Annotated in this window: 10 protein-coding genes; 6 read left to right on the forward strand and 4 right to left on the reverse strand. The window is 60.5% G+C overall.

Annotation, left to right across the window (positions count from 1 at the left end):
• The first annotated feature begins 20 nt into the window (after window positions 1-20).
• Entirely contained in the window at window positions 21-1,040 is a 1,020-nt protein-coding gene (locus GX108_07330; protein NLO56843.1) for an NAD/NADP octopine/nopaline dehydrogenase, read from the forward strand.
• Window positions 1,041-1,110: 70 nt separating this feature from the next.
• On the opposite strand, the gene GX108_07335 is transcribed toward GX108_07330, so the two are convergent.
• The 3 genes from GX108_07335 to GX108_07345 are packed head-to-tail and all read right to left on the reverse strand — an operon-like array spanning window position 1,111 to window position 4,079.
• Window positions 1,111-1,473, reverse strand: a complete 363-nt coding sequence (locus GX108_07335; GenBank protein NLO56844.1) for a hypothetical protein — start codon at window positions 1,471-1,473, stop codon at window positions 1,111-1,113.
• The gene (locus GX108_07340) at window positions 1,470-2,777 is read right to left on the reverse strand and encodes a glycine/betaine/sarcosine/D-proline family reductase selenoprotein B (GenBank protein NLO56845.1); all 1,308 of its coding nucleotides are present in this window, start codon (window positions 2,775-2,777) and stop codon (window positions 1,470-1,472) included. Before GX108_07340 ends, GX108_07335 begins: the two co-directional genes overlap by 4 nt.
• A gap of 12 nt (window positions 2,778-2,789) precedes the next feature.
• Entirely contained in the window at window positions 2,790-4,079 is a 1,290-nt protein-coding gene (locus GX108_07345) for a beta-aspartyl-peptidase (protein NLO56846.1), read from the reverse strand.
• 98 nt (window positions 4,080-4,177) lie between these two features.
• On the opposite strand from GX108_07345, the gene GX108_07350 reads away from it, so the two are divergent.
• Complete coding sequence (locus GX108_07350; GenBank protein NLO56847.1) at window positions 4,178-4,786, forward strand: cupin domain-containing protein; 609 nt, start codon at window positions 4,178-4,180, stop codon at window positions 4,784-4,786.
• Window positions 4,787-4,826: 40 nt separating this feature from the next.
• Here GX108_07350 and GX108_07355 read toward each other — a convergent pair whose 3' ends face one another.
• Window positions 4,827-5,819, reverse strand: coding sequence for an ornithine cyclodeaminase family protein (locus GX108_07355; GenBank protein ID NLO56848.1), 993 nt, complete (start codon window positions 5,817-5,819; stop codon window positions 4,827-4,829).
• A gap of 410 nt (window positions 5,820-6,229) precedes the next feature.
• Here GX108_07355 and GX108_07360 point away from each other — a divergent pair, with 410 nt between their 5' ends.
• The 4 genes from GX108_07360 to GX108_07375 form a co-directional block, all read left to right on the forward strand.
• Window positions 6,230-7,600, forward strand: a complete 1,371-nt coding sequence (locus tag GX108_07360; GenBank protein ID NLO56849.1) for a TolC family outer membrane protein — start codon at window positions 6,230-6,232, stop codon at window positions 7,598-7,600.
• Between the two features lie 29 nt (window positions 7,601-7,629).
• The gene (locus GX108_07365; protein NLO56850.1) at window positions 7,630-9,813 is read left to right on the forward strand and encodes a type I secretion system permease/ATPase; all 2,184 of its coding nucleotides are present in this window, start codon (window positions 7,630-7,632) and stop codon (window positions 9,811-9,813) included.
• Window positions 9,810-11,231, forward strand: coding sequence for an HlyD family type I secretion periplasmic adaptor subunit (locus GX108_07370; GenBank protein ID NLO56851.1), 1,422 nt, complete (start codon window positions 9,810-9,812; stop codon window positions 11,229-11,231). The genes GX108_07365 and GX108_07370 overlap by 4 nt, the downstream gene beginning before the upstream one ends.
• Window positions 11,232-11,296: 65 nt before the next feature.
• Window positions 11,297-12,168: cadherin-like domain-containing protein (locus tag GX108_07375; GenBank protein ID NLO56852.1), on the forward strand; the 872-nt coding region annotated here is incomplete at its 3' end.

Here is a 12,168-nt window from a genome sequence, read left to right on the forward strand (position 1 = left end):
CGAAAGGATACCCGGTGGTGATGTTCAAGCCCAGGGAGATGACCGAGGATTTCATCAAGCTGAACAAGACCAGGGAAATGTTCCTCGAAGGCGACATCAACTGCGGCGGCAAGATCATCGGGGTCACCAACGATATGGCCGAGGCGGCTAGGGAGACCGACATTTTCTTCGTGGTGCTGCCCTCCTTCGCCCATGAGCTGGTTTTCGCGAAATTGATTCCCTTTCTGAGGGACGGGCAGCATGTCATCATCGTGCCCGGCAACTTCGGGGGCTTCCTGCTCAAGAAGATGATGGCCGATGCCGGCTGCAAGGCCGATGTGGTCATCTCGGAGACCTCGAGCCTTCCCTACGCCTGCCGGACAGCCCGGTTCGACACGGTCATGGTCTACAAGAAGAAGTTCCGGTTGAAGCTGGGCACCTGCCCCACGGGGATGGGCGACGCCGCCCTGGGAATCATCAACGACTGTTTCGATGGCTATATCGAGTTTTATCCCGGGGCGAGCATCCTGGAAATGGATTTCGACAACGTCAACTACACCCTGCACCCGATGCCCGTCCTGCTGAACTACGGCGATATCGAGAAGAACCCGAAGACCTTCAGGCACTACATGGACGGAATCACACCCCTAGTCTCCGAGAAGATGATGCAGATGGACGCCGAGCGGGTGGACACGGGGAAGAAGCTCGGCCTCGATCTCATGCCGATTATGGACCAGTTGAAAATGTATTACGGTCATAATTCGACGGAGACGATCTACGAGTATGCGAACAGCCCCGAGAGCCCCTACAAGGACATCGTGGGGCACAGCGTGAGGAGCAGGTACCTGACGGAAGACGTACCCTTCTGCATGGTCCCCTGCAAACTGATAGGCGAAAAGGCCGGGCAGCCCATGCCCGTGGTGGACCTCGTGATAAGACTTGCGTCCTTCCTCCACGACAGGGATTACGTCGTCCAGGGCCATGGGCTGGAAAAGCTGGGCCTCGACGACATGACCCTGGAAGAACTGAAGGAATACGCCAGGACCGGCAAGGTTTCCTGAGGGAGTTTACGAGTTTTCAGACGATGAAAAATTTGGCCCCGGTTTTAAAACCGGGGCCGGATTATATTTTTTATCGGGGCGATTCAAGAGACTTCTTGACCAGGTCGAGGTCGATGAGGGCGTAGTCATCCCTGTCGGCCTCGCGCACGCTCGAAAAATCCTCGGCGCTAAGCCTCCTGAAGGCCTCTTCCGCCATGGCCGCGTGTTCGACGGAGACGGGGGCGCTCCCCCTTTCCAGGACGATCGTCCTGAAGGGGTTTCTCAACAACCTTATACTTCCCGCCAGGGGGTGGCAATGAAACCTCCACCCCCGGTGGACCAGGTCCCGGGCCTGCCTCGCCACCTCGGCGGAATCACCCTCGACCCAGCGGTAGGACTCCCATTCCTCTCTGACCCTGGGGTTGTTGCTCAGTATGACCCGGTCGTCGGTCATTCGAAAAGGGTCTGCTCCTCTAGGGGTTCGCAGAGGGCCCTGAGGGCTTTCTCCAGGAGTTCTTTCCTCATCTCCAGTTCGACGGCAGGCTTCTCACCGGGGTCGCCCACCGGGTGGGGAATGGCTATGCCACGCACGACCCTGTTGGCACCGACGGTGAAGGCGATGGGGGGTATGGCGGTGATCAGGACCGCGGGGATCCCCGTCCGCTCTATTTCCCGGGCAAGCGTTGCGCCGCAACGCGTCCCGGTTCCTCAGGTGGATGTGAGGATAAGGCCCTCCACGCCTTCGCCTGCGAGGGCTTCTCCCATCTCCCGGCCGTATCTTTCGGCCGACCTCACGGCGGTGACGTTCCCCACGGTGACCGGGTACCAGTCATGGAGCTTTCGGAACCGGCCCTCTTTTTCCAGGATACGGGCGGCGTCCAGGGGCAGAACCCTGTCGGGGTCCTCGGTGGCGGGGACGGGATCATAGCCGCCATGGGCCACCTCGTAGTCGCCCTTTTCAAGGCCATCGAGGCCGGATAGGTCATAAAGGCACCACTTCGAGGCGTTGTGGGCCTCGATCCTGTCGGGGTTCCCCCGGGGGACGATGCCCCCCTCGGTCCCGATGGCGATGATGGCCCTCGCCATGTCCCGGACGGGCGCCGCGGGATGGACCCTGTCGTAGGTGGGCATAGGCAGTTCCGTCCGGAAGGGTTCCCCGGCGAGTTTCTTCAGCAGCATCTCCACCGCCCTGGCGGAACCTCTTTTCCGGGCCCTGACGTTGACGCGCACGCCCCTGGGCAGGTAGCCTTCCTCCCCGGGGCTTCCTATGGGAGCTCCGTCCACAAGCCTGATCCCGATATCCAACATCATTGGAAGGACCCTCTTCAGGTCCTGGGCGGAATCTTTGGCCTCTACGACGAATACTTCATGGCCTGCTATCTCCACGCCGGGGTTCACGGGGTGCATGGCCGTGACGGAGGGTATGCCGAGCTTTCCTCTCACTTCCTTGCAGAGGGTGCCGCTGGCGATGCCGTATCGCCCCGCCCCGAAAGCGGGTCCCGCGATGAAAAGGTCCGGCGAAGCTTCCGATACCCACTGGAGCACCTTCTTCGCCAGGTCTTCGGTGTTCTCGGCGGCGTAGTTGTCCCCGCAGATAACCGTCCTCACTATTTCGACCCGGCCCCCGGAAGCGTCCTTCATGGTAGTGCCGAAACCGACGGGCCCTTCGACGATGCGGGGAGGCAGGTTTGCCTTATCCTCGCCGCCGAGTTGGCCGAAAAACTGGTTGAGATAGTGGACCGCACGGATTGTTTTCATCTTTGTCGCCTCCTACATCGCCACGGTCATCAGGTTCTCGAGACCGAGCTCGTTGGTGGATCCCATGATCCCCGCGATCTCCATGTCTACGGAGCCGTCGGGCCTCAGGCTCCCGGCATGCCCGCCGGTTATCCTGTCGATGCTCTCGGGGTGGCCGATGATGGTATCCATGGGTGGCAGGATGACCCTCTGGTTTCCGTTACCGTTGGTGACCACGGCGTCCGCCTCGGGGGTGCTGTCGGCCAGGCCCGGCGAGGCTCCGTCGGAGCCGGCATATTCGTCGGTGACCAGCACCGTTTTTATCCCGGCCCCCTCGAGCAGGCGGTCGAGGAGCATAAGGTCGTTCTCGGGGTTGCCGCCGCCGTCCTCGGAGAGGATCACTCCCTGGGCTCCCAGCATTTTGGCCATCTTGAAGGCCTGGGTGCAGATCCTGACCTTCTCCACCAGGGCGGTCTTGACGGGGGTGACCAGGACCCCGAGGAAGTTCAGGGTCTTCCCGTGCTCCTTCAGGAGATCCTCCACGATGGGGTTGTTCTGGTGATGGTAGGTCGTGTGCTTGTGGCAGGGGGCGGCGCAGTTGCCGCTCACGATGGCTCCGTCGAGCACCTCGCCGGGCGTCATGAGGAGGGGGAGGCATCCCTGGGCGTTGAGTCCGTAGATGTAGTTGTCGTGGAGCAAGCCCTGGGCGATCACCTGGCAGACGTAAAGCACCCTGGGCAGGGCCAGGTCCATGCCGTAAAGGCCGGGGAGGTTCATTCCCGGTACGCGGATTTCTTCTTCCCACTCGGCTGGTATGCCCGCCTTCCCCAGGAAGGAGGCGGCCCTGAGGCCGGCCATCCTGACCGCCCGTTCGTGCTCGTGCTTGCTGAGGCCTTCCGCGGGTTCGATGACGAGGACCACGTTGTTCTTGCGGGAAAAGGTGGAGAATTCCGCGCCGGGTCCCGACATGTCGATGAGGCCTTCCTGGAAGTTGACCATTTTGCCCGTCGTCACGACGCAGACACCGTCCAGGGACATGGTGACGCCCTCGCCGGCCACGTGGGGGTCAGAGAAGACGCCGGGAAAGGGGCTCTCCTGTTCCGAAAGTTTTGCCCGGGGTTCGATGACGTCCTTCACGGGGACGATGCGGATACTATCGCCGGGTCCGGCGATCCGGATATCTACACTTTTTATCTGTCGATCCTCCAGGAGGATCTCGGTGAGGGCATCGGCATCGATAGTCAGGCAACCATTTTTCACCTCAGTATACTTTCCAAAGCCTACTTTCTGGACCTTTACCTTTCTCAAAAGGAATTCATCCATGGCATAATCCCCCTTCTTTCAAGTCTTCCTGGCGCCGCAGCTGGTTAAATAGGTTTCTGGTGGTTCAACACACCCTTTCCTTATAAGGAGAGCGTCCAATGCCCGGGATTTTTGAAAGAAACACTATCGATGATGAAAACAACCAGATCGACCTCCACATAGGAAGAAAGATCAGGGGCGTCCGGAGAGGCGCCCAGTTGACCCTGGATGTCCTGGCGCAGCGGACCGGCCTTTCGAAGGCCCTCCTTTCCAAGATCGAAAACGGCAAGGTCAGCTCTCCCATATCCACCTATGCCAAAATTGCCCGTTCCCTGGGCGTTTCCCTGAGCGAACTCCTCAGGGAAGCCGAGGAGACCCGTTTTCTCCTCATCCGCAGGGAGGAGAGAAAACCCCGCTCCAGCCGGAAGACGCCCTACGGCTACTCCTTCGAATCCCTCGGAGCCCGGTGGCCTAACAAGAGCTGGAGCCCCTTCCTGATGACCTACGAGCCCCTGCCCGAACCTCACACCTCGCCGGGCTTCAACTACGAGGGCGAGGAATTCATCTACGTCCTGGAGGGCCGGCTGGAGTTCTTCTGCGGCGACAGCAAGTACGAACTGGCCCCCGGGGACTGCCTCTTCGTCGACGGCAGCCTCCCTCACGGAGGGAGGGCCCTGGGCGACGAGAAATGCCTCGCCCTCCTGGTGGTCCTCCCCAGGAACCCCTAGAGGCGGGTCCGATGGGTAAAGCCCGCCCTCCCGTAGGCCCTTACACGAAGTCGAAGCTTCCGCCCATCCCTTTTTCCTTGGCCCTCTCGAGTATGACCGTGGCGACGGCTATGTCCATGGCGCCCGTCCCGATAGGGATGCAGAGGACCCGGTCGTCCTCGGAGAGCCGGCCCGGTTTCTTGCCCGCCACGACCTCCCCGATGGTGGCGTCGATGTCCGATTCCCGGAACTTCCCGGCCTCGACCAGCCCCTTCAAGGCTCCCCTGTGAAGGCACTGTCCGATGTGGTCCACGATCACCCGGTCGGCGGACAGGATGAAATCGTCGTCCACTTCCTGGTAGGATCCCATGGGGAAGACCTTCGTCCCCCGGGCTATCCATTCGTTCTTCAGGAATTTTTCCTTGGACTGGGTGACGCAGACGATGGCGTCACCCCAGGCGGCGTCCCTGGGGTTGTCGACCACGGTCACCTTGCCCTTGACGATGTCCTTCATATTTTCGGCATATCTCAGGGCGGACTCCCCGTTGATGTCGAACACCCGGACTTCCTCGATGTCGAACACGGCGGCGATGGCCTCCGTCTGGGTGTGCCCCTGTCCCCCGGCGCCGTAGAGGCCGAGGCGGATCGACGGCCCCTTGTGCAGGTACTTGAGGGATACCGCCGTCTGGGCTCCGGTACGCATGGAGGTGATCCACTCGCCGTCCATAACGGCCCTGAAGTTGCCCACCCTGGGGTCGATGAGAAGTATCAGGGAGGTTATGTAGGGCAGGCCCAGCTTTTTGCGTTCGCCCAGGAAACCGCCGGCCCACTTGATCCCCGCCGTGTCCAGCCAGCCCACGTAGGCCGGCATGGCGTTCATGAAACCCTCATAGTGAGGATACTCGGCGGTCTCGCCCAGGTCGAGTCCCACCTTGGTGGGGTTGATCGTGGTGCCCTCGCCGAAGCCCTTGAAGGTTTTCTCGGCGATATCGACCACTTCCTTCATGGTCATGAGGCTCTTCACTTCGGAGCGGCTCAGCAGAACGGTAGACATGGAACGCACTCCTCCTTGAAATTATTGCCGGGTTTGCACCGGCCCTCGCGTTTCCCTGGACCCTCGGGGCCGCCCATCGAGGCTGCTCCCCGTAGCTTCCGGGACTCTCGGAAGGGGAAGGGTCCGCGTCAATTTCTTGTTTCATCTTATGCTATTAAGTTTATTCTCGTTCAACAAGAAAGTCAAGGTGAAGTAGCCTTCCCTGTCGCCTGCCGCAGTAGAAAAATTGAAATGTTTTAAGGCTTGCAATTTCGACTGGATTAGTTAGAATACCCCATGTCCCTAATCCAATTTCCTAAAAATTTAATTGAGCCAAGTTAACCCGGTCCGACATCAGGGGAGCGGACCCAGGTGGAGATATTGTGTTATCAAACAGGCACGAAAATCTATATTCCAGGGAGGCAAAGGGGATGGCAACAGGAAGGTCAAGATCGTTTTTTTCGGTGGTGCTGATTTCTGTTTTTCTCATTTCATCGGCTGCCTTGGCGACCGCTGCAACCTTGAACGAGACCGTGGCCCAGGCGGTTGATTCCAACCCGGAAATTCAGGCCAAATGGCATGCCTTCATGGCGGTGGGCAATGAGCGGGACGCCGCCCGGGGAGGCTATCTGCCCAGGCTGGACCTCACGGCCGGCATCGGTGAAGAAAGGCTCGACGGCCTCGGCTACGCCGGCCGGGACAGGATGAATTACACCAGGAAGGGTGTTTTCCTCACCCTGACCCAGATGATCTACGATGGCAGCCTCACGAAAAACCAGGTGGATAAGCTGGGCCATGCCAGGAAAATGAACTACTTCGAGCTGCTTTATTCCATGGAAAGGGTGGCTCTCGGTGCCGTCAGGAGCCATCTCGACGTGGTCCGCTACCGGACCCTCACGGAATACGCCTCGAATAACCTGAGAAATCATGAAAAGATCGCGGAAAAGATCGATCAGAGGATTCGGGCGGGTGTGGGCAGCGAAGTGGACAGGGACACGGTGAACGGCAGGGTAGCCCTGGCCAGGGCAAACCTCGTGACCGAGGAGAGCAACCTCCACGATTCCGAGACCCAGTTCGTGAGGGTGGTGGGCGGTGCCCCGGGGCAACTGCAGGACTCCGCCCTACCGGGCGTTGAACTGCCCCACACTTCGGGCGCAGCCCTGGAAAAGATCACAAAGGGAAGCCACCAGCTGTTCGCGGCCCTCGAGCACTCCCTCTCAATGAACTCGGCCCTCGCCGAGCAGGGGGCGAGGATGAGGCCCAGGCTGGACCTCAGGGCAGGCCTCAACCTCGAGGACGACGTGGATGGTGTCAGGGGCCGCAGGGACAAGACCTACGTGGAACTGGTCCTGCGCTATAACCTCTACAACGGCGGAAGCGACCGGGCGACCATCAAGCGTTTCGAGGAACTGTACAAGCAGTCCCGCGAAAACGTGAAGAGAGTGGAGAGGGATATCCGCCAGGCCGTCCAGATCGCCTACAACAATGTCGCATCCCTTGAAAAACAGCTGACCCACCTAGAGCAGCACAAGGGTTCGGCCGAAATAATGCGCCAGGCCTTTGAGAGGCAATACGAGGTCGGGCGCCGCAGCCTCCTGGATCTGCTCGACGCCGAGAACGAAGTGTTCCAGGCCACGCGGGCCTTCAAAAACGCCGAGGTAAACCTCGCCATCGCCAAGGCCGTTTACCTGGCCGAGACGGGCGCTCTCCTGGATCACTTCAAGGCCGCCAGGAGCGACATGCCGGAACCGTCCGACCTGGGCATAGACCTGACGGTTTACCCGCCAATGATCGTGGATTGAGGCGGGCCGTATAGACCAGGATCACGAACCTGGAAAATGATGTGACCGAACTACTGCAAACCGGCGAAGCACATGTGACGGAGATCATCCGCGATGATCACGGGGGGCCCTTGGCCTCCTGCCTGGTCATGCTCTCCGCCCACTACGGCAGGCCCGTCTCGAGGGACACCCTTCTTGCCGGTCTCCCCCTGGAGAATGGATATCTTACCCCTTCGAACCTTCCCAGGGCCGCCGAGAAGGCGGGGCTGGCCGTGCGCTTCGCCAGGAAGCCCCTGAAAGGGCTCAACACTTTGCTTTTCCCTGCCTTGCTCATCCTCAGGGAGCAGCAGGCCTGCCTGGTTATCTCCATGGACCCGAAAGAGGAAACGGTCACCACCCTTTTCCCCGAGGCGGGCGACGGAGAAGTAGTCCTGAAAATCGGCGACCTCGAGGAACGATACACTGGCATGGCCGCCTACGTGAGGCCCCGCTTCAGGCTCGACGAGCGGGCTCCGGAAGACCCCGGCACAAAGAGGGATCACTGGTTCTGGAGCGCCATCAGGGAAAACCGCCACCTCTACAAGGACGTAATAATCGCGTCGGCTTTGAGCAACACCTTCGCCTTGGCCATGCCCCTTTTCGTGATGAACGTCTACAACAGGGTCATTCCCAACAGGGCCCTGGAAAGCCTCTGGGTCCTCACCATCGGCGTTTTCATCATGTTCACGGCCGACTTCGCCCTCAGCCTGGCCAGGAGCCGCCTCGTGGACAAGGGCGCGGCCAGGACCAATATCCGTCTCTCGGGGAGGCTCATGGAGCAGGTGCTCGGCATGCAACTGAAGGAGCGTCCCCCTTCCGTGGGTTCCTTCGCCAGCAGCGTCCAGGGCTACGAATCGGTCAAGAATTTTATTTCCTCCTTCACGGTGACCGCCTATGTGGACCTGCCCTTCGCCATGTTCTTCCTCATCATCATTGGGCTCATCGGCTGGCAGCTCACCCTCCCGATCCTGGTAGGGGGGGCCGTCATCCTTGCCCATGCCGTCTCCATCCAGCGAGAGATGCGTGAACTCTCCGACACCGTTAACAGGGCCAACGCCATTAAGAACGCGACCCTCGTCGAGAGCCTCGTGGGGATTGAATCCCTTAAAAACCTCGGGGCCGAGGGGCACATCCAGGGTCGTTGGGAAAAGGTCGTCGCCTTCCTGGAATCGGCCGGCCTGCGCCTGAGATTCCTCACGGCGTCGGTGGTCAGCGGGACCCAATGGGTCCAGATGTCCGTCTCCGTGGCCGTCATGGTGGTCGGCGTCTACCTGACCATGAGCAATGCCATGACCATGGGCGGGCTTATAGCGGCTTACATCCTCTCTTCCCGCGCCATGGCGCCCATTGCCCGGGCGGCGGCGCTACTGATGCAGTACAACTCGGCCTCGAGGTCGCTGGCGGCCCTGGAGGAGATCATGCAGAAACCCCGGGAGCGGCCCGAAGGCGCCTCCTACACCGGCGGCCATGTCTTCCGGGGCGGTATAGAGATGATCGATGTCTCCTTCTCCTACCCCGGCCAGGAAAGGCCCCTGCTGAAAGGGGTCTCCTTCAGGGTTGAGCCCCAGGAAAGGGTGGCCTTGATCGGGCGCGTAGGCTCGGGAAAGACCACCCTGAGCAGGCTGATCATGGGCCTGTATCAGCCCCAGAGCGGCTCCATTCTCGTCGATGGTATAGACATCCGGCAGATCGACCCCGCTGAACTGAGGCGCCACATCGGCATCGCGCCCCAGGACGCCATGCTCTTCTTCGGGTCGCTCAAGAACAACCTCCTGCTGGGCAACCCCCCCGTCTCCGACGTAGAACTTCTGAACGCCATCCGCATCGGGGGTGTCGATTCCTTCGCCCACCTTCACCCCTCGGGGCTGGATATGCCCGTGGGCGAACGGGGGGAACTGCTTTCGACCGGCCAGCGGCAGTCGGTGCTCATCGCCAGGGCTGTCCTTAAGAATCCGGCCATCCTTCTCATGGACGAACCCACCGCGTCGATGGACAGCGCCACCGAGGAAAGGGTGCGCCGGAACCTGGCCGCCTTCTCCCAGGGGAGGACGCTGCTGGTCATCACCCACAAAACGGCGCTGCTCGAACTCGTGGACCGGATCATCGTCCTCGAGGGAGGACGCATCGTGGCCGACGGCAGCAAGGAAGCGGTTCTCAGGGCACTGCAGCAGGGGCCCGCGAGGGATAAGAAATGAAATACGACCCGGCGACCAGGGAAGGCTTCGAGAATATAGGCGACGTAGTGGACACCCTGGGACACCTGGGCTCCCGCAGAGCAGGAAGGTTCTGGTCCCGCTTCGTGCCCGTCGAGGATGTCCGTTCCGGAGGCTGGGAGGCCGAAGCCGAGTGGGCCCTGGAACAGGAGAAACCGATGAGGGCCAGGGTGCTCATCTACGTCATTGGCCTCGTCTTCCTCGCCCTTCTGCTATGGTCCGCTTTCGCTCCCCTCGACGAGGTCGTTAACGGTGTAGGAAAAGCCATCCCCTCGGGCGGGACGAGAATGGTCCAGTCCGTCGACGGCGGGGTCGTGGAAGCGATCCTCGTCAAGGAAGGCCAGGACGTGGCAAGGGGAGACGTCCTCGTGAGGGTGGATTTGACCCGGTTCAGCTCCATTCTCGGCCAGCACCAGGCCAAGGTCCTCTCGTTGACGGCCAAGGCATCGAGGCTCGAGGCCCTGAGCCAGGGGTTGCCTTTCGAACCCTCGGAAGAACTAGCGCGGGAGATACCCCAGATAGTGGAACTGGAGAACCAGCTTTTTCATACCAGCCTGGAGGAACTCGACTCCAGGGTGGAAGTGCTCAAGCAGCAGGCCCGACAGCGCAGACAGGAACTGGCGGAACTGAACGCCCGCCTGGAGCAGGTATCGCGATCCTACGAACTGGCGGCGGAAGAACTGGCCATAACCAGGCCACTCCTGGAAAGCGGCGCCGTTCCCAAGATCGAAGTGCTGAGGCTAGAAAGGGAATTGGCCAGGTCCCGGGGCGACCTGGACCAGTTGAGAGCCCAGAGGACGAGAGTCCGATCCGCCATAGAGGAAACGGAGAGCCAGGCCAAGGAGATCGATTTGAGATACCGAAACCTCTGGAGAAACGAACTGGCCGTCACCCTGGGAGAACTGGAAAGCCTCACCGAAGGAGAAAAAGCCTTGAGCGACAGGGTAACCCAGGCGGAGATACGCTCACCGCTATCGGGCAACGTGAAGCGCGTCTTCGTCAACACCCCCGGCGCGGTTGTCATGCCCGGTGGAGCCGTGGCCGAAATCGTGCCGGAAGAGGACAGGCTGATCGTGGAAGCCAGGTTCTCCCCCAAGGACAGGGCCTTCATCAAGCCGGGACAGCCGGCGGTGGTCAAGTTCACCGCTTTCGAATACGCCGTCTTCGGAGGTCTTGAAGGCGTCGTGGAGCATATAAGCCCCGACACCATTACCGATGAGAGGGGTTTTACCTTTTACCTGGTGCGTATCGTGACGGACAAGACAGATTTTGGGGAAAACCTGCCTGTGCTACCCGGCATGGTCGCACAGGTGGACATTAAAACTGGAAAAAAGACGGTGCTGGCTTACCTGATGAAACCCATCCTCAGAGCAAAGGCCAACGCCCTGAGGGAACGATAGTTCTTCCCTTATCGCCGCCCGTCTTTGAATAAAGAGAAATAGAATCCGCAAACGGAGGGATTTGTATGAATCAGGGCAACGAAATCCTCAGAATAATCTCGGTGACAGGAGAAGCATACATCAGGGAAACAGACGGGAACCTAAGGTCCGCCAGGCCCGGGGATGTCCTGCGGGAAGGGAATATCCTGGTGACGGGGTCGGGCTCCGTGCTGGTCCAGGATCCTTCCGGCAAGACGCTGGAGATACTCCCGAACCACTCCTTTGCCGTGGGGAACATCGGCTTGGACGGCCTTGCCGAAGGTCCGTCTCCGACCGTCCCCGAGGGAAGCATCCAGGCCGGACCGGTCGCCGGGATCCCTGGCGCCGCTTCAGGCGACCGGGAGACGAATCCCGGCCCGGCCCAGGTCCAATCCGGTGCCGATGAGGCGCCGATGCCGGAAAACGAAGGCCACGGCTTCGTCCGCCTGCCGAGGATCATCCATGATTACGGCAACCCCCTCCTTAACGACGCCAGCCAGGGTCGTGACGTAAACGAGACTTTCCATTTCCAGGGCCGCCACACGATCAACCCCAGGGTCAATTACACTTACGACCCCGATTTTCTCCGGACCGAGGAATTCAGGACCGAAGTGGAAGAAATATATAGGGGTGAGGGCATCGATCAGCCCTCGGGATGGGCTAACAGGCCTCCCGTTGCCAACCCTGACACGGCTGAAACCGACGAGGATATTCCCGTCATCATAGATGTTCTCGCCAATGATACCGACCCGGATGGTCATCCGCTGGAAGTCGTTTCGGCATCGGCGGGGAACGGCACGGTGGTCATAAACTCTGACGGCACTGTGACCTACACTCCGAACGAGGACTACCACGGTACGGACTCCTTCACCTACACGGTGACGACGGCAGCGGGCAACACCGAGACGGCCACGGTGGA

This window comes from Thermovirga sp., from assembly GCA_012523215.1.
GTDB lineage: Bacteria > Synergistota > Synergistia > Synergistales > Thermovirgaceae > 58-81.

What these genes read in the sequence shown, in the direction of transcription:
- GX108_07350 (NLO56847.1), top strand. Translation starts at nt 4,178, where the DNA reads ATGCCCGGGATTTTTGAAAGAAACACTATCGATGATGAAAACAACCAG.
- GX108_07355 (NLO56848.1), bottom strand. Translation starts at nt 5,819, where the DNA reads ATGTCTACCGTTCTGCTGAGCCGCTCCGAAGTGAAGAGCCTCATGACC.
- GX108_07345 (NLO56846.1), bottom strand. Translation starts at nt 4,079, where the DNA reads ATGGATGAATTCCTTTTGAGAAAGGTAAAGGTCCAGAAAGTAGGCTTT.
- GX108_07360 (NLO56849.1), top strand. Translation starts at nt 6,230, where the DNA reads ATGGCAACAGGAAGGTCAAGATCGTTTTTTTCGGTGGTGCTGATTTCT.
- GX108_07370 (NLO56851.1), top strand. Translation starts at nt 9,810, where the DNA reads ATGAAATACGACCCGGCGACCAGGGAAGGCTTCGAGAATATAGGCGAC.
- GX108_07330 (NLO56843.1), top strand. Translation starts at nt 21, where the DNA reads ATGTTCAAGCCCAGGGAGATGACCGAGGATTTCATCAAGCTGAACAAG.
- GX108_07335 (NLO56844.1), bottom strand. Translation starts at nt 1,473, where the DNA reads ATGACCGACGACCGGGTCATACTGAGCAACAACCCCAGGGTCAGAGAG.